The sequence below is a fragment of the Streptomyces sp. NPDC058674 genome (assembly GCF_042716505.1).
Classification (GTDB): Bacteria; Actinomycetota; Actinomycetes; order Streptomycetales; family Streptomycetaceae; genus Streptomyces.
Genome location: NZ_JBHXSC010000012.1, coordinates 21,413 through 39,307 on the forward strand (window position 1 = coordinate 21,413; position 17,895 = coordinate 39,307).

Consider the following 17,895-nt stretch of genomic DNA (forward strand, 5'->3'; position numbering starts at 1 on the left):
CTGTGCGACGCCCTCGCCGCTCAACCGCTCGCATTCGTGGGAGCGTACCGGAGCAGGCCCCCGACTCCGGTCCGTAAGGAGTCGGGCGCAGGACACAAACCGATATCAACTCTCCGTAATCGGACATGCGTCCCGCACCGTCCCTCCCGTTGCCCCTCCCACCCCGCCCCGCCTCCCACGGCGCCCGCTCCCCGCCCCCGTCACGCCGGGCTACGGCGCCGACCCCGCCAGCAGCTCCTCGGCCAGCAGCTCCTCCGCCGCCGCCGCCGTGCACCACTGCTCGGCCCGCACCCACGCCCGCTTCAGGTGCAGGTGCACGTCCGCCTCCCAGGTGAAGCCCATCCCGCCGTGCACCTGGAGGCAGTCCCGGGCATTGCCCACGGCCGCCTCGTCCGCCAGCAGTTTCGCCGCCGCGACCTCTCCCGCGTCCGCCGTCACCGACGCCGCGTAGACCGCCGTACGGGCCACCTCCGCCCGCACCAGCATCCGCGCGCACAGGTGCTTGACCGCCTGGAAGCCGCCGATCGGCTGCCCGAACTGCTCCCGCTCCCCCGCGTACCGCACCGCCAGCTCCACCGTCCGCAGCGCGCTCCCGAGCTGGAGCGCCGCCGTCAGCAGCGCCCCCTCCCACCGGTGCTCCGACCCGACCCCGGGGGCGGCCGCCACCCGGTACAGCGGCGTCAGCGGGTCCGCCGAGCGCACCGGCGTCCCCGCGGGCACCCCGGGCGACCCCAGGACCGCGTCCGCCCCGCCCAGGTGCGCCACCAGGCCCCCGCCCAGGTCGAAGGCGGTCACCACCGCCTCCCCCGACGCGGCGCCCGCCACCGTCCCGGCGGCCAGGTGCGTGGCCACCAGCGGCCCCGGCAGCAGGACCCGCCCCGCCTCCTCGAAGACCAGCGCCGCCTCCGGCAGCCCCAGGCCGACCCCGCCCCCGGCCTCCGGCAGCCGCAGCGCGAAGAACCCGGCCTCGCCCAGCTCCCGCCACAGGGCCCGGTCCGGCACCGGCCCGGCGTCCACGGACGCCCGCAGCGCCTCGCGCCCGTACCGCCCCGCCAGGAGGTCCCGTACGCCCGCGCGCAGGGCCTCCTGGTCCTCGGTCGGCTGGAAGTGCACGCCGCTCACCGGCCCTTCGGGAGGCCGAGGATTCGCTCGGCGACGATGTTCCGCTGGATCTGCGAGGTGCCCGCCGCGATCGTGTACGAGAGCGAGGAGAGGCGGTCCCGCGTCCACTCCTCGTCCAGCACCAGCGAGTCCGCCCCCAGGACCTGCGCCGCCGCGTCGTACAGCTCCTGGCGGGCGTGCGAGTAGGCGAGCTTGAAGACCGAGCCGCCGACGCCGGGGACCCCGCCCGAGAGCTCCGCGCCGCTGACGTTCCACTGCGTGAGCCGCCACAGCGCGCCGAACTCGCCGTACAGCCGCCCCAGCCTGCGCCGCAGCACCGGGTCGTCCCAGCGGCCGTTCTCCTTCGCCGTACGGGCCAACTCGCCCAGGGTGCGGCGGCAGGCGACGACCTCACCGACGAAGGCGGTGCCCCGCTCGAAGGAGAGCGTGACCATGGTGACCCGCCAGCCGTCGTTCTCCGCGCCGACCCGGTGGGTGACCGGGACCCGCACCTCGTCGAGGAACACCTCGGCGAACTCGGTGGACCCGGCGAGGGTGCGCAGCGGCCGCACCGTCACCCCCGGCGCGTCCATCGGCATGGCCAGCCAGGAGATCCCGCGGTGCCTGGGGGCGTCCGGGTCGGTGCGCACCAGCAGCTCGCACCAGTCGGCCACCTCGGCGTGCGAGGTCCAGATCTTCGAGCCGGTGACCACGTACGCGTCGCCGTCCCGGACCGCCCGCGTCCGCAGGGAGGCCAGGTCGGAGCCCGCGTCCGGCTCGCTGAAGCCCTGGCACCACACCTCGTCGCCGCGCAGCACCGGCGGCAGCCAGCGCGCCCGCTGCTGCGCCGTGCCCTCGGCCGCGATGGTGGGTCCCGCGTGCAGCAGGCCGACGAAGTTCGCGCCGACGTACGGGGCCCCCGCGCGCTCCGTCTCCTCCAGGAAGATCAGGTGCTGGGTCGGGGTGGCCCCGCGGCCCCCGGCGTCCACCGGCCAGTGCAGGCCCGCGTACCCGGCGTCGTACAGCCGCCGCTGCCAGCCCGCGTCGTAGGCGCGCCGGGCCGGCCAGTCGTCCGGGGACGGCTTGGCGGGCAGTGCGGGCAGGGTCCGGGCGAGCCAGGCGCGCAGCCCCGCCCGGAAGTCCCGCTCCTCCTCGGTGCACGTCAGGTCCATCAGCGGTCCAGGTCGAGGCCGAGCATGCGGATGGCGTTGCCGCGCATCAGCTTGTGGACGGTCTCCTCGTCGAGGCCCTTGACGTGGTCGAGGGCGACCTCCTTGGTGTGCGGGAAGGTCGAGTCGACGTGCGGGTAGTCGGTCTCGAAGGTGGCGTTGTCGCGGCCCACGACGTCCAGCGAGGCGATGCCGTGCTTGTCCCGGAAGAAGCAGCAGAACATCTGCCGGTAGTAGTAGGTGGACGGCGGCTCGGGGATCAGGTCCCTGACCCCGCCCCAGGCGCGGTGCTCCTGCCACACGTCGTCCGCGCGCTCCAGGGCGTAGGGGATCCAGCCCATCTGGCCCTCGCTGTAGGCGAGCTTGAGGGTCGGGAACTTCACCAGCACACCGCTGAAGAGGAAGTCCATCATCGAGGCCATCGCGTTGTTGAAGCTGAGCGCGGCCTGGACCGCGGGCGGCGCGTCGGGGGAGGCCGCGGGCATCTGGGAGCTGGACCCGATGTGCATGTTGACCACCGTGGCGGTCTCCTGGCAGACGGCGAAGAAGGGGTCCCAGTAGCCGGAGTGGATCGACGGCAGCCCGAGGTGGGTGGGGATCTCGGAGAAGGTGACCGCCCGCACCCCGCGGGCCGCGTTGCGCCGGATCTCCGCCACCGCGAGGTCGATGTCCCACAGCGGGATGATGCACAGCGGGATCAGCCGGCCGCCGCTGTCGCCGCACCACTCCTCGACCATCCAGTCGTTGTAGGCGCGCACGCAGGCGAGCGCCACCTCCTTGTCGCGGGCCTCGGCGAAGGTCTGCCCGCAGAAGCGCGGGAAGGTCGGGAAGCACAGGGAGGCCTCGACGTGGTTGAGGTCCATGTCCAGCAGCCGCGCCGTGGGGTCCCAGCAGCCGCGGCGCATCTCCTCGCGGGTGATCCCCTCCAGGGTCATGTCGTCGCGGTCGAAGCCGACGGCGGCGATGTTCCTCTTGTACGGGAACTTCAGGTCCTCGTAGATCCACCAGTCGGTCGGCGGGCCGTCCGGGTCCATGGAGATGACGTACTTGCCTCCCGTGTACTGGAGCTCCCCGATGCCGGCGGTGAGCGGCTTGGGCCCGCGGTCGCGGTACCTGGCGGGAAGCCACACGTCGAACAGGTGGGCGGGCTCGATCACGTGGTCGTCGACGCTGATGATCCGAGGCAGTTCCACAGGCATCCCCAATCTGATGGATCGTCAGAAACAAGCTAGCCCCGCCACCCCTGGACCGACAAGCGCCGGAGCCCTACGCTCTGCGCTGGATCTGACTGTCCGTCAGTTAAGGGAGGTCTGGGATGCCGGACACCGCGACAGAACTGAGCCGGTCCCGCACCCTGTGGGAACTGATCGACCGCCGGGCCGCGCTCACCCCGGACACCACCGTCCTCATCGAGGCCGCCGAGGACCCCGCGCACGACCGCCGGCTGACCTTCGGCGAGCTCCGCGACCGCTCCGAACGCGTGGCCGCCGGACTCCACGCCATGGGGGTGCGCCCCGGCACGGTCGTCGCCTGGCAGCTCCCCACCCGCATCGAGACCGTGCTGCTGTCCGTCGCCCTCGCACGGATCGGAGCCGTCCAGTCCCCGGTCATCCCCTTCTACCGGGACCGGGAGGTCGGCTTCGCGCTGCGCGAGTCCACGGCCGAGTTCTTCGCCGTCCCCGGCGTGTGGCGGGGGCACGACTACCCGGCGATGGCCGAGCGGCTCGGCGCCCGCGGGGTCTTCGAGGCGTACGCGGACCTCCCGGAGGGCGACCCCGCCGTCCTCCCCCCGCCCCCCGCCTCCGGCACCGACGTCCGCTGGATCTACTGGACCTCCGGCACCACCTCAGACCCCAAGGGCGTCCTGCACACCGACCGCTCCCTGATCGCGGGCGGCTCCTGCCTCGCCCACGCCCTGCACCTGACCCCGGCCGACGTCGGCTCGATGGCCTTCCCCTTCGCACACATAGCCGGGCCGGACTACACCGTCATGCTCCTGCTGTACGGCTTCCCGGCGGTCCTCTTCGAGAAGTTCGCGATGCCCGACGCCCTGGACGGCTACCGCCGCCACGGGGTCACCGTGGCCGGCGGCTCCACCGCCTTCTACTCCATGTTCCTCACGGAGCAGCGCAAGGCCCCCGGCACCCCGCTCATCCCCACCCTCCGCCTCCTGGCGGGCGGCGGCGCCCCGAAACCGCCGGAGATCTACCACGCGGTCGTACGGGAGATGGGCTGCCAGCTGACCCACGGCTACGGCATGACCGAGGTCCCGATGATCACCATGGGCGCCCCGGACGACACGGCGGACCACCTCGCCACCACCGAGGGCCGCCCTCCGGCCGGCATGTCCATCCGCATCACCTCCCCCGACGGCACCCCGCTGCCCCCGAACACGGACGGGGAGGTCCGGCTGCGCGGCGAGGCGGTCTGCCGGGGATACCTGGACCGGGAGCAGTCCGCCGAGGTCTTCGACGCCGACGGCTACCTGATCACCGGCGACCTCGGACACCTGACGCCCGACGGCTACCTGGTCCTCACCGGCCGCAGCAAGGACGTCATCATCCGCAAGGGCGAGAACATCTCCGCCAAGGAGATCGAGGACCTCCTGCACCGCCTCCCGTCCGTCGCGGACGTGGCCGTCGTCGGCCTCCCCGACCCGGAACGGGGCGAGCGGGTCTGCGCCGTCGTGGAACAGCCTCCGGGGGCGGCCCCGCTGACCCTGCCGCAGCTGACGGCATACCTCCGGTCCGAGGGCCTGGCGCCCCACAAGCTGCCCGAGCAGCTCGAACTCCTGGAGTCACTGCCCCGCAACGAGGCCCTGCGCAAGATCCTGAAGTACCGCCTCCGCGAACGCTTCGCCTGACCCCGCCCGGGGGGCGCGGGGGCCGCGCCACTCCGGCCTCCCCGGCCCGGGACCCGGCTGGGGCCGCTCCGAGCACGGCCCGGGACCCCGGCAGCAGTCCGCCCCCGCCCCGCCCGCACGGGGCCCCGGCAGCGCCGCTCCCACGCCGGCCCGTGACCCCGGCAGCGGTCCGCCCCCCGCCCCGGTGCCCGGCGCCCGCCCCTGACCCCGGCGGCGCCGCTCCCGCCCCGGCGCCGATGCCCGCTCCGGACAACCCCGCCGGGAGGCCACGGCCCGCGCCGACCACCCGCCGGATGGCCACTGCCCGCGCCAACTACCCCGCCGGGAGGCCACTGCCCGCGCCAACTACCCCGCCGGAAAGCTACAGCCGGCTCAGCGACGCCGCCGCGAACAGCACGTCCCGGATCGCCTCCCGGTCGCCGTGCTGCCCGGCGGCCGCCTCCTCCGGCGGGATGCGGCCCGCGGCCAACTGGCAGAACTCCACGCCGTCCAGCGCGATCTCCGCCACCGTCCGCTCCGCCGACGGCGCGGCCGCCGGCGAGTCCAGCGCGATGTCCCAGCCCCCGCCGCCCGCACCCTCGATTTCCAGGCGCAGCGTCCGCCCCGGCGTCCCCGCGGCGACCAGCCCCCGCGCCGGCGCGGCCAGCCCGGCCCTGCGGCGCTCCGCGAGCGCCCCCGGCAGCAGCCTGGCCGCCAGGTCGATCATGCGGTGCAGGTCCGGTCCGGACGGCGGCCCGTACGGATAGTCCACCGCCTCCGCGATGTCCCCCGCGTGGATCCAGCACTCGAAGGCCCGCTCCAGGAGCGCGTCCCCGAGCGGCAGCTCGAAACCCCCGTACCCCACGGCCAGTTCCGCCACGCCACGGCCCGCGAAGGACACCGTACGGACCAGGGTGTGGCTCTGCTCCCGCCACGGGTCGCGGACCTCGCGCGTGACCGGCTGCCCCGAGGCGTTCCAGAACCGCTGCGTCCGCCCGGCCGGGCCGGCGCCCGGCGGCGCGTCCGCCCCCAGCGGGTCGTCCAGCCCCAGGGCCGCGGCGACCAGCCCGTCCACCGTCAACAGGTGCCCGATCACCCCGGCCACCGTGGTCCGCTGCGAGCGGCTCCGCTCCTCCTCGAACCACTTCAGCCGCACCGGGGTGTGCCACTCCGCGTCGCCGAAGTCCTGGAGCAGCGCGTCCAGCCGCGCGGTCTCGGTGTCGTACGGACCAGCCCACGACGGCACCGGGATGCGGGGCGGGCGCTTGCCCAGGCAGTCCTCCAGCACCCGCGACCGCAGCAGCGGCTTCAGGTCGAGGTTCTCCTGCGGGTGCAGCAGCCCCACCGCGTCGCGCAGGCGCAGGGCCTCCTCCGCGCAGGGCGCGCACTCGGTGAGGTGCTCCTCCACCGCCTGCGTCTCCTCGGCGGAGCACGCGGCCAGCGCCCACGCCCCCAGCAGGGACTTCAGCACGGCGTGCGTGGGCCGGAGCACCACCCGGGCCGCTTCCGGGGCGGGCTCCGGGGCGGGCTCCGGAAGCGGCGGCGGGCCCGGCGGCGACTCCGGGAGCGGCTCCGGCATCCGGGGCGCGTGCTGCGGGTCCAGATCGTCCGCGGGTCCGCGCGGACCGGGTATCCGGGCGGGTCCGTCCGGCCGCCGGTATCCGTCCCCGGGCCACTCGGCGGGCCCGCTCACCGGTCCGTCCCGTAGTCGCGCGGGCCGTATCCGGGGCGGGCGGAGTCCTCCTGCGGGAGCGTGTTGGCGGTCGACAGCAACTGCAGCCCGAGCCGCAGCCGGCGCCGTGCCTCGTCCTCGCTGATCCGGAGGTCGGCGGCGGCCTGCCGGTAGTCGCGCCGCTTGAAGTAGGCCAGTTCGAGCGCGGCGCGCAGCGGCGCGGGCATCGAGGTGACGATGTAGTCCGCGCGGGCGGCGGCGTTGGCGGTGCGCACCTTCTGCTCCAGTTCCTCGCGCGAGCCCCGGCCCAGCTCGACCTGGCGCAGCCGGGCCACCGCACGGCCCTGGGTGACACGGGCGACCCACGCGCGCATGGACCCCTGCTTGGGGTCGTAGGCGTCCGGGTTCTCCCAGATGTAGCCGAAGACCTCGCGGGTGATCCGGTCCGCGCCCTTCTCGTCGCCGAGGACCCGGTGCGCCAGGCCGTGCACGAGCGAGGCGAAGCGGTCGTACAGCTCTCCGAGCGCGGCGGCCTCGCCGCGCGCGAGTCGCTGCTGCATGCGGCGGTCCCAGCGCGGTGGTACGTCCTTCGGCATCGTGCCCCCAGCCGTGTGTCGACACATCGAATGTAGTGGGCACATGGCCTTGTGCGCCTGTTTTGGGGGAAGCGGGCCTCGCAAACACGCCCAGCGTGCTAGAGGCGTGACGGGGCGTGAAGGCCGGTGCGGCCGGGAGCACATGGGTACAGGCGTACGCGCCCCACCGCGCTCCCCGTGCGCGGGTTCGATGTCGCCACCTCCTTGACCGCTTCGCTTAACGCGCAGGCCACGTAGGCCGTACGCTCCTGCATTGTCTTGATCTGAACTCCACCGCACACGTGAAGGCGGAACGCCGAACATGGACAGCGCAGCATACGAGCGCAAGATCGCCGCCCGATTCGCCACCTTCGACCAGGACGGGTCCGGCTATATCGACCGGGAGGACTTCAGCGCGGCCGCCAAGGCGGTACTGGCCGAATTCGGCACCACCGCCCGGTCCGACAGGGGTCAGGCCGTCTTCGCGGGCGCCGAGGCGTTCTGGCAGGGGATGGCCGGCATCGCGGACGTGGACGGGGACCAGCGGGTGTCCCGGGACGAGTTCATCACCGGGGCGGCGAAGCGGCTGCGGGACAGCCCGCAGCGGTTCGCGGAGATCGCCCGGCCGTTCCTGCGGGCCGTGATCGCGGTTGCGGACGAGGGCGGCGCCGGCGCGACGCCGGCGGCGACCGCGCGGGTGCTGCGCGTGCTCGGCACCGACCCGGAGCGGGCCGAGCGGGTGGCGGCGGCCCTGGACACCGACGGCGACGGGCGCATCTCCGAGGAGGAGATCCTGGCGGCGTTCGCGGGGTACTGCGGGGTAGAGGCCCCGGACGCCTGAGGGGACGCCCCGCAGCGGCCCCGGCCCCCGGGACCCCCGGGACCCCCGGCGGGCCGCCCGGGTCCCCGGCGGGTGGGGGGGCGGGGACGCTGTGGGGCGTCCCCGCCGGACGAGCGAACCAACCCCGCCCCGCCCACCGGCCCGGCCCGAGGTTCGCGAGCCGAGGAGACGCCCCGCAGCGGCCCCGCCCCACGCCCGCCCCGCCCCGGCCCCCGGGCCCCCCGGGCCCCCCGGCAGGGGTCAGGCGAAGACGACCGTGCGGGCGCCGTTCAGGAGGACGCGGTGCTCGCTGTGCCACTTCACGGCCCGCGCCAGCGCCTGGCACTCCACGTCCCGCCCGACCGCCACCAGCTGGTCCGGCGTCACCTCGTGACCCACCCGCTCGACCTCCTGCTCGATGATCGGCCCCTCGTCGAGGTCGGCCGTCACGTAGTGGGCGGTCGCGCCGATCAGCTTCACACCGCGCGCGTGCGCCTGGTGGTACGGCTTCGCGCCCTTGAAGCTCGGCAGGAAGGAGTGGTGGATGTTGATGATCCGCCCGCTCAGCTCCTTGCACAGCGTGTCCGACAGCACCTGCATGTACCGGGCCAGCACCACCAGCTCGACGTTCTCGGTGCGGACCAGCTCCAGCAGCCGGGCCTCGGCCGCCGCCTTCGTGTCCTTCGTCACCGGGATGTGCACGAAGGGGACGTCGTAGGAGCCCACGAGCTCGGCGAAGTCCGTGTGGTTGGAGACCACCGCCGCGATCTCGACCGGCAGGGCCCCGATGCTGGAGCGGAACAGCAGGTCGTTCAGGCAGTGGCCGAACTTCGACACCATCAGCACGATCCGCATGCGCTCGTCGGAGCGGTGGATCTGCCAGTCCATCCGAAACGAGTCGCCGATCGCCGCGAAGCTGGCCCGGAGCTTCTCCAGGGTGACGCCGGACTCGGCCTCGAAGTGCACCCGCATGAAGAAGAGCCCGGTCGCCCGGTCTCCGAACTGCTGGCTGTCCACGATGTTGCAGCCGGTCATGAAGAGGTAACTCGACACGGCGTGCACGATGCCCTGCTTGTCCGGGCATGACACGGTCAGTACGTACTGCTGGGGTTGGGCCTGGGCCTCGGGCTGCGGGTCGTCGCTCATGACCCGACAGCCTTTCACACCGCGCGGGTGAGCATCCTCAGCACGTCCAGCGACCGGGGCCGCACGTCGGGGTCGTCCCCGTCCGCCGAGGCCAGGCGTACGTGCGCCTCGCGCGCCGCCCGCACCGCCTCCGGCCAGGCGTGGTGCTCCAGGTACGCGGAGACCGGGGCGTCCGGGCCGACCTGGTGCAGAATCCGCAGCACCCGCAGCACGGCGAGGTCGACCAGGGCCGCCTCCTGCGAGTCGCGGAAGATCGTGCCGACGTACTTCTCCGCGGACCAGCTGTCGAGCCAGGTGTCCTCGACGAGCCGGTACACCGCGTCGGTGATGTCTCCGTACCCTTCGACTCCGGCCAGCCAGACCTCCTCGTGGAAGACGGGGTCGGAGATCATGTGCAGCGCCGAGCGCACGTTGCCGCGCCAGCGCCACCACGGCATGTCGTTGAGGGGCATGCCGCCCATGGTGGAGGAGCGGCCGCCGCGGCGGGAAGAGTTCTTCGAACCTTGGGCGAATGTCACGCTTTCGATCGTACGTTCCAGCCCGGGGCGATCTTGAGGCGCCCGCACACCGACGGGCACGGCCGCACGCCCCGGCCGTTCACCTCGATGTCGCCGAATGTTGTGTACACCTCATACCCCCAGTTCCCCGGGGGGCGGAATGGTGCGTGGACATGACCGACCGGCGACGTGCAGCGACCCTTACCCGCACCCTCCTGGCCACGGCGCTGGGTGCGTGTCTCGTCACCGCGTGCGGGGTGGTCCCCGGAGGCCCGGGGGGCTCCGGGGACACCATCACCGTCATGACCTTCGCTCCCGAGGGGACCAAGGCGACCAACATGCCGGGCATGACCGGCATGGCCAAGGCGTACGAACGCTGGGTGAACGCCAAGGGCGGCGTCAACGGCCGCAAGCTGCGGGTGCTGACCTGCAACGAACACAACACGCCCACCGGCGCCGCCGACTGCGCCCGCCAGGCCGTCGCCCAGAGGGCCGTGGCCGTCGTCGGCTCCTACAGCCAGCACGGACGCGCGTTCATGGCCCCCCTGGAGGCCGAGCGCATCCCCTTCATCGGCGGGTACGGGGTCTCCTCGGAGGAATTCCAGTCCACGCTCTCCTACCCCGTCAACGGCGGCCAGCCCGTCCTGCTCGCCGGCGCCGGCCACCAGCTCGGCCGGGCCTGCAGCCAGGTCGCCCTGGTCCGCCCCGACACCCTCGCGGGCGACTCGCTGCCGGTCCTGCTCAACGCGGGACTGCGCGCCAACAAGATGGGCGACGCCGCCGACATCCGGGCCGCCGAGGACTCCGCCGACTTCTCCCTCCAGGCCCGCGAGGCCCTCTCCCGCACCAGCGGGGGCAAGGAGAAGGGCTGTGTGACCGCAGTGCTGGGCGAGCGCACGGAGACGTTCTTCGACGCCTTCCGGCGAGCCGACGCCCAGCACAAGAACCCGCAGATCTCCTCGGTCCTGGGCAGCGTCAGCCAGGCACTGGTGGACCGCACCGGCGGCCGGGAGAGCCCCTTCGAGGGCGCGTACCTGACCAGCTGGTACCCGGTGTCCACCGATCCGCTCTGGACACCGATGCGCAAGGTGATCTCCGAGCACGCCTTCGGCGACGACGGCGTCGACCCCGACGACAGCGGGACGCAGACCACCTGGATCGCGTACACCGTGCTCAACGAGGTCCTGAGCCGCTTCCGGCCGGACGAGGAGGTCACCGCCCGCAAGGTCACGCGCGTGCTGAACCAGTCCGAGGCCGTCGAGACCGGCGGCCTCACCCCGGACCTGAGCTGGCGCTACCAGGACATGCGGGCGGTCGGCGGCTTCCCCCGCATCGTCAACGGACGGGTCTCCTTCCAGGTCGTCCAGTCCGGCCGCCTCGTCGCCCAGCAGGGCGAGCAGGCGATGGACATGACCCCGACGCTGGAGCAGGCCCCCCGGGCGGCCTGAGCCGCCGCCCGGCCGGCACCGGGACGGCGGCTCACAGCTGCGACTTGTCCCGTTTGGTGAGGGAGTACTTGGCCGCGATCCGGTTCCACAGGACCGCGGCCTGCTCCTTGGACTTCGTCGCCTCGCCGCTCGCCTTGTTGGCCGCGGAGGCGTTGTCGGTGGACTTCGCCTTCCCGTCCTTGCAGCCCTTGTCGCCGCTCACGTCCTGCGCCCAGGCCGCATAGCTGTTGTCGGCCGACGCCGACGACTGCCAGGCCTTGGTGAGGGCGGCGCTCAGCTTCGCGTGGTCCGGGAGCTGGTCCAGTTTCAGTTCCTTCAGGCGCGTGACGAGCTCCTGGCGCTGGCGGGCCGCGTCGCGCAGGTCGCCGGCGGCCTGGTCGAGGTTGGCGCAGACCTTGATGTCCTCCACGGCCTTGATCACCGCGGCCCGGCTGTCGTTGCTGTCCGCGAGGAGCTTGTCCAGCTGGGCCGCCTGGGGGCTGCCCGGGTCGACGTGCGCCTCGCCGCCCGGGGCGGCGGGGGCACCGGACGACGACGGGGCCACGGGGACGGCGCCCGGATCGGAGTTCTTCGGCTTCCCGTCACCGAGCAGCGCACCGACCCCGAGCCCGACGACGGCCAGGCCGATGACCACCGCGGCGATGACCCCCGGCGAGATGCCGCGCGGAGCCTCCGGCGGCGGGGGCGGCGCGAACTGCGGGTGCGGCTGCGGGTGCGGCTGCGGGTGCGGCTGCGGGTGCTGGGGATGCGGTACGGGGCCCTGCGCGCGCGGCGGGTGGGGGCGCGGGCGCGGCTGCTGCCGCAGCACGGGCTCCTGCACGGGCGGCAGTTGCCGGGTGTGCCCGGCGGATTCGCCCCCGTCGCGGAACAGGCCCTCGAACTCGGCACCGGGGCCCGCGGGGACGGGCGGGATGTGCTGCGTGGGCGCCTCGTGCCGCGCGGGGGCCGCGGGCACCGGCGGAATGTACTGCGTCGCGTCCTCACCCGGACCACCCGGACCGGCCGGCACCGGCGGAATGTACTGCGTCGCCGCCTCGTGCTGCGCCGGAGCCGCGGGCACCGGCGGAATGTACTGCGTCGCGTCCTCACCCGGACCACCCGGACCGGCCGGCACCGGCGGCATGTACTGCGTGGCCGCCTCGTGCTGCGCCGGAGCCGCGGGCACCGGCGGAATGTACTGCGTCGCGTCCTCACCCGGGCCGGCCGGCACCGGCGGGATGTACTGGGTGACCGCGTCGGGCAGCGGCGGGTAGCCGTAGCCGTGCGGATCGCCCGGCCCCTCGTACCCGGGGCCCACCACGTGGCCGGAGCCCGTCGGCCCCGGCTGCGGATAGCCGTAGCCCGGCGCGGGATAGCCGTACGCGTCCTCCACCCGGCCCCCGGGCTGCGGGTAGCCGTACGCGGGCCCGCCCGGCTGCGCGGGCTGCCCCCCGGGGTCGGGGTACGCCTGGGCCGGGTCGGGGTCCGGCTGCGCCGGGTAGGCGGGGTCCGGACCCCACGGGGCACCCGGCTGGGGGGTGCCCCCTCGTCCGCTCTCCGACACCGGGACTCCTTCTCCGACTCGCCCGAACCTACGGAACCGTCGGCTCACGCTACCCGGTCGCCCGGGGCTACCGTCAGGCCACCCGGCATCCCGCCCGAGATCGTCGCGGGCCGCCGGGCGGCGGTCAGGCGGCGCTGGCCTCCAGCCGGGCCCCGAACGCGCGGACCGCCGCCTCCTCCCGGTACGGCACCAGCCGCGAACGGAAGTCGTCCAGGTACTCCGCACCCCGCGTCGAGCGGAGCCCCTCCAGCAGCTCCGCCGCCTTCGTGGCCGTACGGCAGGCCTCCTCCACCTCCCGCTGCTGGACCCGCGCCGCCGCCAGCAGCAGCAACCCGATCGCCCGGCGGCGCGCCTTGCCCTCGGGCAGCCCCCGCAGCGCCTCCTCGGCCCGCAGGGCCGCCGCGTCCGCCTGGCCCAGGTCCCGGTGGCAGTGGGCCAGTTCGTCCGCGAGGTACGCCTGGTCGAAGTGCCGGATCCACGCCGGGTCGTCGCCCGATTCCGGCTCCGCCCGCTCCAGCGCGGTCACCGCCCGTCCGGACAGCACCGCCGTGGCCCGGGTGTCGCCCAGCATCGCGTGCCCCCGCGCCTCGGCCGCGTAGAACATCGCCTCCACCCGCGGGGTGACCTGACCCCGCGTCCCCTCCTGCGCGGCCCGCGCCAGCTGCGCGATCTCCCGCGGATTGCCCAGCTCGGCGGCGAGGTGGCTCATGGACGCCGCCAGCACGTACCCGCCGTACGCCCGGTCGCCGGCCGCCTGGGCGAGGCGCAGCGCCTGGATGTAGTAGCGCTGCGCGAGGCCGGGCTGGCCCGTGTCCACCGCCATGTACCCCGCGAGTTCGGTCAGCCGGGCCACCGCCGCGAACAGGGCGCGCCCCACCGGCTCCCGGTACGCGCCGCCGATCAGCCCGGACACCACCGAGTTCAGGTAGTGCACGACCACCGGCCGCACGTGCCCGCTGCCGAAGCGGTGGTCGAGCTCCTTGAGGGCCTCGGTGGTGGCCCGTACCGCCTCCACGTCGGACATCCCGACCCGCGCGCCGCCGCTGCGCGCCACCTGCACGTCCGCGCCGGTGACCAGCCAGTCGCGGCTCGGTTCGACCAGCGCCGAGGCGGCCACGCTGGACCCCGTCAGGAAGTCCCGGCGCCCCACGTCGCTGCGCCACAGCTCGCTGACCTGCTCGATCGCGCCGACGACGGTCGGGGAGAACTGCAGGCCGATGCCGGAGGCCAGGTTCTTGCCGTTGGCCATGCCGATCTCGTCGATGGTGACGGTCCGGCCCAGCTTGCGCCCGAGCGCCTCGGCGATGATGCCGGGGGCCCGGCCCCGCGGCTGCTGGCCGCGCAGCCAGCGCGCCACGGAGGTCTTGTCGTAACGGAGATCGAGACCGTGTTCGGCCCCGCACATGTTCACGCGCCGGGCGAGTCCGGCGTTGGAGCATCCGGCTTCCTGGATGAGCGCCTGCAGCCGTTCGTTCGGCTGGCGGGCGACGAGAGGCCTGGCTGCCATGAAAACCCCCTGTGGCCGCGGGTGATCGTAGGAATGATCACTTCCCGCCTGATGTGCGGGGAATCTTCCGCTCTGCGGGGTGTCGCTACCCAACTCCCGCGCCCCGGGCTCCTACGCGCCCCCACGCGTGCACCGGTGCGCCCCGTATGCAGGATCGATGCTCCGCCCACGGGCCGGTTCACGCCCGTAACCCCGGGTGACGCGGGCAGTTGTGATGGGCGTGGAAGAGACCATCGGAGTCACCGAGACCGCACCCCCCGTCCCCGTGCAGCGCGGCGAGCAGCTGCTGGACCATGCCGTGCGGTACACGGAGGAACGGCACTGGGACGTCTTCGCCGGCACCTGGCTGGAGTCCGCGGACGGGCGGGAGGTCTGCTCCTGCGGGGCGGCGGACTGCGCGGCGCCCGGCGCGCACCCCGCCGTGAAGGACTGGGCGGCGCAGGCCACCGGCAGCGCGGTGCAGGTCCGCCGGATCTGGGCGAAGCACCCGCAGGCCTCGATCCTGATGCCGACGGGCCGTACGTTCGACGCGCTGGACGTGCCGGACTCGGCCGGGTTCCTCGCGCTGGCGCGGTTGGAGCGGATGCAGCGCACGGTCGGGCCGGTCGTCCTGAGCCCCGACCACCGGATGCTGTTCTTCGTCCTGCCGGGCGGCGGGGCCAAGGCGGCGGACCTCGTGCGGAAGCTGGGCTGGTCGCCGGCCTCGATCGACCTGGGCGCGCGGGGCGAGGGCGAGTACGTGGCGGCCCCGCCCACCCGTTTCGGCGGCCGGGGCGCGGCCCAGTGGGCGCGGCGCCCCACCCCGGCCAACCGGTGGCTGCCGGACACCGAGGAGCTGATCGACGCGCTGGCGTACGCCTGCGGGCGCGAGGCGGCGGCGGCGCGGGCCCGCAAGGGCTGACCGGTTGACCGGCTGACCACGGCGGCCTTCGCGGCCGCACATTCATGACATACGTAATGGCCCCGCCCCCTCCCCGCCCTCCTATGGTGAAGAAGAACGACCAACGGGGACCAACGGGAGGCGGGCGCATGCCGGACCAGGGCAATGCGACGGGCGGGACGTACGGGACGGGTGGTGCGCGATCCGCGCCGGCCGCCGTGCGGGTGGAAGGACTGTGGAAGCGCTTCGGCGAGCAGGTGGCGGTCGCGGGGATCGACCTGGAGCTGCCCGCGGGCCAGTTCATCGGACTGGTCGGCCCCAACGGCGCCGGCAAGACGACGACCCTGTCGATGGTGACCGGGCTGCTCCGCCCGGACATGGGGCGGGTCGTCGTCGCCGGGCACGACGTGTGGGCGGACCCGGCCGAGGTGAAGTCCCGGATCGGCGTCCTGCCGGAGGGGCTGCGCCTCTTCGAGCGGCTGTCCGGCCGTGAACTCCTCGGCTACATGGGCCGCCTGCGGGGGCTGCCGGGCCCCGAGACCGACAAGCGGGCGACGCAGCTGCTGGAGGTCCTGGACCTGGCGGGCTCCCAGCACAAGCTGGTCGTCGACTACTCGACGGGCATGCGGAAGAAGATCGGCCTGGCGGCCGCGCTGCTGCACAACCCGGAAGTCCTCTTCCTCGACGAGCCGTTCGAGGGCGTCGACCCGGTGTCGGCGCAGACCATCCGCGGTGTCCTGGAGCGCTACACCGCGTCCGGCGCCACCGTCGTCTTCTCCTCCCACGTGATGGAGCTCGTCGAGTCCCTGTGCGACTGGGTGGCCGTCATGGCCGCCGGGCAGATCCGCGCCGCGGGCCCGCTGGCCGACGTACGGGGCTCCGCGCCCTCGCTGCAGGCCGCCTTCCTCGAACTGGTCGGCGCGCACGGGCGCGACGCGGCCGGCGACTCCCTGGACTGGCTCGGCGGCGGCGCCGGGGCGGTGTCCCGATGACCGCGCCCGCCGCTTCCGCAGCCGCCTTCGCGCCGGCGGCCGTCGCCGCGGCGCCCGTCCCCCTCACCCCGGTCTTCGTCCGGCTGAAGCTGTCGCTGCTGCGCAACGGCCTGAAGGGCTCCTCGAAGCGCAAGGCCGTCTGGATCACCACCCTGGTCTTCGCGCTGGTCGTCGCCTTCTTCACCACGCTCGGCCTGGCCCTGCTGCACGGCCACGCCCACGCGGGCACCGTCGTCGTCCTGCTCGCCGCGATCCTGGCGCTGAGCTGGACCTTCATGCCGCTGTTCTTCCCGACCGGGGACGAGACGCTCGACCCGAGCCGGCTGGTGATGCTGCCGCTGCGCCCGCGCCCCCTCGTACGGGCGCTGCTCGCCTCCTCCCTGGTCGGCATCGGCCCGCTGTTCACCCTGTGCCTGGCCGCCGGCTCGGTCATCGCGGTCGCGCGGGGCGCGGCCGGCGCGGTGGCCGCGGTGGTGGGCGCCCCGCTGCTGCTGCTCGGCTGTGTGACGCTGGCCCGGGCGGTCGCCACGGCCAACGTCCGGCTGCTGTCCAGCCGCAAGGGGCGCGACCTGGCGCTGCTGAGCGGCCTGCTGATCGCGGTGGGCGCGCAGGTGGCCAACTTCGCCAGCCAGCGGCTCTTCGAGTCGGGCGGGCTGTCCCGGCTGGAGCCGGCCGAGGCGGTGGTGCGGTGGCTGCCGCCGGCGACCGCCGTCGGCATGGTGGACTCGGTGAGCCGGGGCTCGTACGGGGTGGCGGCGGCTCAGCTCGCCCTGACGCTGGGCGCGCTGGCCCTGCTGATGTGGTTCTGGGAGCGGAGCCTGACCAAGCTGATGGTCACCCCGGACGGTTCGACGATCGCCGCCTCGGCGCCCGTCAAGGAGCGCGGTGCGGGCGGTGTCTGGTCGCTGCTGCCGGAGGGCCGCACGGGCGCGGCCGTGCAGCGCACGCTGCGGTACGCGGTGCGCGATCCGAAGACGAAGTCGGCGTGGGTGAGCGCACTCGCCATCGGCATGATCATCCCGGTGTTCAACGCCCTCCAGGGCAGCGGCTCCCTCTATCTCGCCTGTTTCGGCGCGGGGATGCTCGGCGTGCAGATGTACAACCAGTTCGGGCAGGACACCTCCGCGTTCTGGATGGTCGCGCAGACCATCTCGACCCCGCGCGACGCGTACATCGAGCTGCGGGCCCGGGCCTTGGCCCTGGGGCTCGTCGCGGTCCCGTACACGGTCCTGGTCACCGCGGTCACCGCGGCGCTGCTCGGCGACTGGGACACCTTCCCCGCGGCCCTGGGACTGGCGATTGCCCTGGTCGGCGCGATGATGTGCACGGGGGCGCTGGCCTCGGCCCGCTTCCCGTACTCGATCCCGACGGAGGGCGCGTTCAAGAACGTCGCCCCGGGGCAGGCCGGACTCGCCTGGCTGGGCATCTTCGGCGGCATGGCGGTATCGGCGCTGATCTGCGCCCCGGTGATCGCCCTGACGGTCTACCTCAACGTGGCGGACCACCACGACCTGACGTGGGCCCTGCTCCCCCTGGGCGTGGCTTGGGGTGCCCTGGCCACGTGGGCGGGGCTGCGGCTGGCGGCGCCGACCGTGGCCCGCAAGCTCCCGGAGATCCTCCACGCGGTGAACAAGGGCTGACGCCCGCCGCCGGATCAGACGGACGGAGCCCGCCCGGGACCCCCGGGCGGGCTCCGGCGTCCC

At 74.0% G+C, this 17,895-nt stretch carries 15 protein-coding genes; 6 read left to right on the forward strand and 9 right to left on the reverse strand.

Annotation, left to right across the window (positions count from 1 at the left end; genetic code table 11):
• Window positions 1–210 precede the first annotated feature (210 nt).
• From ACFWU6_RS09150 to ACFWU6_RS09160, 3 genes are read right to left on the reverse strand one after another with little or no spacing between them, the layout of a single operon-like run.
• Entirely contained in the window at window positions 211–1,113 is a 903-nt protein-coding gene (locus ACFWU6_RS09150) for an acyl-CoA dehydrogenase family protein (protein WP_383801599.1), read from the reverse strand.
• Between the two features lie 5 nt (window positions 1,114–1,118).
• Window positions 1,119–2,273, reverse strand: coding sequence for an acyl-CoA dehydrogenase family protein (locus tag ACFWU6_RS09155; RefSeq protein ID WP_383979753.1), 1,155 nt, complete (start codon window positions 2,271–2,273; stop codon window positions 1,119–1,121).
• Window positions 2,273–3,469 (reverse strand): amidohydrolase family protein, encoded by a 1,197-nt coding sequence (locus tag ACFWU6_RS09160; protein ID WP_383801563.1) that lies wholly within the window; start codon window positions 3,467–3,469, stop codon window positions 2,273–2,275. The genes ACFWU6_RS09155 and ACFWU6_RS09160 overlap by 1 nt, the downstream gene beginning before the upstream one ends.
• A 116-nt stretch (window positions 3,470–3,585) precedes the next feature.
• On the opposite strand from ACFWU6_RS09160, the gene ACFWU6_RS09165 reads away from it, so the two are divergent.
• Window positions 3,586–5,133 carry an AMP-binding protein gene (locus ACFWU6_RS09165; RefSeq protein ID WP_383979759.1) on the forward strand — a complete coding sequence of 516 codons (1,548 nt, stop codon included), beginning with the start codon at window positions 3,586–3,588 and terminating at the stop codon, window positions 5,131–5,133.
• Window positions 5,134–5,494: 361 nt separating this feature from the next.
• Here ACFWU6_RS09165 and ACFWU6_RS09170 read toward each other — a convergent pair whose 3' ends face one another.
• Both ACFWU6_RS09170 and ACFWU6_RS09175 read right to left on the reverse strand, forming a co-directional pair.
• A complete protein-coding gene (locus tag ACFWU6_RS09170; RefSeq protein WP_383979769.1) occupies window positions 5,495–6,805 on the reverse strand; it encodes a zf-HC2 domain-containing protein in 1,311 nt (436 codons plus the stop codon).
• Window positions 6,802–7,380, reverse strand: coding sequence for a sigma factor (locus ACFWU6_RS09175; RefSeq protein WP_383801554.1), 579 nt, complete (start codon window positions 7,378–7,380; stop codon window positions 6,802–6,804). The genes ACFWU6_RS09170 and ACFWU6_RS09175 overlap by 4 nt, the downstream gene beginning before the upstream one ends.
• Before the next feature lie 301 nt (window positions 7,381–7,681).
• Here ACFWU6_RS09175 and ACFWU6_RS09180 point away from each other — a divergent pair, with 301 nt between their 5' ends.
• Complete coding sequence (locus ACFWU6_RS09180; protein ID WP_383801551.1) at window positions 7,682–8,200, forward strand: EF-hand domain-containing protein; 519 nt, start codon at window positions 7,682–7,684, stop codon at window positions 8,198–8,200.
• 240 nt (window positions 8,201–8,440) lie between these two features.
• On the opposite strand, the gene purU is transcribed toward ACFWU6_RS09180, so the two are convergent.
• Together purU and ACFWU6_RS09190 are read right to left on the reverse strand one after the other, a co-directional pair.
• Window positions 8,441–9,325, reverse strand: a complete 885-nt coding sequence (purU, locus tag ACFWU6_RS09185; RefSeq protein WP_383801549.1) for a formyltetrahydrofolate deformylase — start codon at window positions 9,323–9,325, stop codon at window positions 8,441–8,443.
• Between the two features lie 14 nt (window positions 9,326–9,339).
• A complete protein-coding gene (locus tag ACFWU6_RS09190; RefSeq protein ID WP_383801597.1) occupies window positions 9,340–9,786 on the reverse strand; it encodes a hypothetical protein in 447 nt (148 codons plus the stop codon).
• A gap of 209 nt (window positions 9,787–9,995) precedes the next feature.
• Here ACFWU6_RS09190 and ACFWU6_RS09195 point away from each other — a divergent pair, with 209 nt between their 5' ends.
• Window positions 9,996–11,270 (forward strand): ABC transporter substrate-binding protein, encoded by a 1,275-nt coding sequence (locus ACFWU6_RS09195; RefSeq protein WP_383979776.1) that lies wholly within the window; start codon window positions 9,996–9,998, stop codon window positions 11,268–11,270.
• A gap of 31 nt (window positions 11,271–11,301) precedes the next feature.
• Here the strand turns inward: ACFWU6_RS09195 and ACFWU6_RS09200 are convergent, their stop codons facing one another.
• Window positions 11,302–12,813, reverse strand: a complete 1,512-nt coding sequence (locus ACFWU6_RS09200) for a hypothetical protein (protein ID WP_383979786.1) — start codon at window positions 12,811–12,813, stop codon at window positions 11,302–11,304.
• 124 nt (window positions 12,814–12,937) lie between these two features.
• Entirely contained in the window at window positions 12,938–14,320 is a 1,383-nt protein-coding gene (locus ACFWU6_RS09205) for a transcriptional regulator (RefSeq protein WP_383801539.1), read from the reverse strand.
• A gap of 214 nt (window positions 14,321–14,534) precedes the next feature.
• On the opposite strand from ACFWU6_RS09205, the gene ACFWU6_RS09210 reads away from it, so the two are divergent.
• From ACFWU6_RS09210 to ACFWU6_RS09220, 3 genes are all read left to right on the forward strand, one after another.
• Window positions 14,535–15,221, forward strand: a complete 687-nt coding sequence (locus ACFWU6_RS09210) for a bifunctional DNA primase/polymerase (protein WP_383801536.1) — start codon at window positions 14,535–14,537, stop codon at window positions 15,219–15,221.
• Between the two features lie 128 nt (window positions 15,222–15,349).
• Window positions 15,350–16,192 carry an ABC transporter ATP-binding protein gene (locus ACFWU6_RS09215; RefSeq protein ID WP_383801533.1) on the forward strand — a complete coding sequence of 281 codons (843 nt, stop codon included), beginning with the start codon at window positions 15,350–15,352 and terminating at the stop codon, window positions 16,190–16,192.
• Window positions 16,189–17,832, forward strand: coding sequence for a transporter (locus tag ACFWU6_RS09220; RefSeq protein WP_383979797.1), 1,644 nt, complete (start codon window positions 16,189–16,191; stop codon window positions 17,830–17,832). Before ACFWU6_RS09215 ends, ACFWU6_RS09220 begins: the two co-directional genes overlap by 4 nt.
• The last annotated feature ends 63 nt before the right edge of the window (window positions 17,833–17,895 follow it).

Coding starts and splice junctions, on each gene's coding strand:
- ACFWU6_RS09220 (WP_383979797.1), top strand. CDS start 16,189: ATGACCGCGCCCGCCGCTTCCGCAGCCGCCTTCGCGCCGGCGGCCGTC.
- ACFWU6_RS09210 (WP_383801536.1), top strand. CDS start 14,535: ATGGGCGTGGAAGAGACCATCGGAGTCACCGAGACCGCACCCCCCGTC.
- ACFWU6_RS09190 (WP_383801597.1), bottom strand. CDS start 9,786: ATGGGCGGCATGCCCCTCAACGACATGCCGTGGTGGCGCTGGCGCGGC.
- ACFWU6_RS09205 (WP_383801539.1), bottom strand. CDS start 14,320: ATGGCAGCCAGGCCTCTCGTCGCCCGCCAGCCGAACGAACGGCTGCAG.
- ACFWU6_RS09215 (WP_383801533.1), top strand. CDS start 15,350: ATGCCGGACCAGGGCAATGCGACGGGCGGGACGTACGGGACGGGTGGT.
- purU (WP_383801549.1), bottom strand. CDS start 9,325: ATGAGCGACGACCCGCAGCCCGAGGCCCAGGCCCAACCCCAGCAGTAC.
- ACFWU6_RS09160 (WP_383801563.1), bottom strand. CDS start 3,469: ATGCCTGTGGAACTGCCTCGGATCATCAGCGTCGACGACCACGTGATC.
- ACFWU6_RS09180 (WP_383801551.1), top strand. CDS start 7,682: ATGGACAGCGCAGCATACGAGCGCAAGATCGCCGCCCGATTCGCCACC.
- ACFWU6_RS09165 (WP_383979759.1), top strand. CDS start 3,586: ATGCCGGACACCGCGACAGAACTGAGCCGGTCCCGCACCCTGTGGGAA.
- ACFWU6_RS09175 (WP_383801554.1), bottom strand. CDS start 7,380: ATGCCGAAGGACGTACCACCGCGCTGGGACCGCCGCATGCAGCAGCGA.
- ACFWU6_RS09195 (WP_383979776.1), top strand. CDS start 9,996: ATGACCGACCGGCGACGTGCAGCGACCCTTACCCGCACCCTCCTGGCC.
- ACFWU6_RS09155 (WP_383979753.1), bottom strand. CDS start 2,273: ATGGACCTGACGTGCACCGAGGAGGAGCGGGACTTCCGGGCGGGGCTG.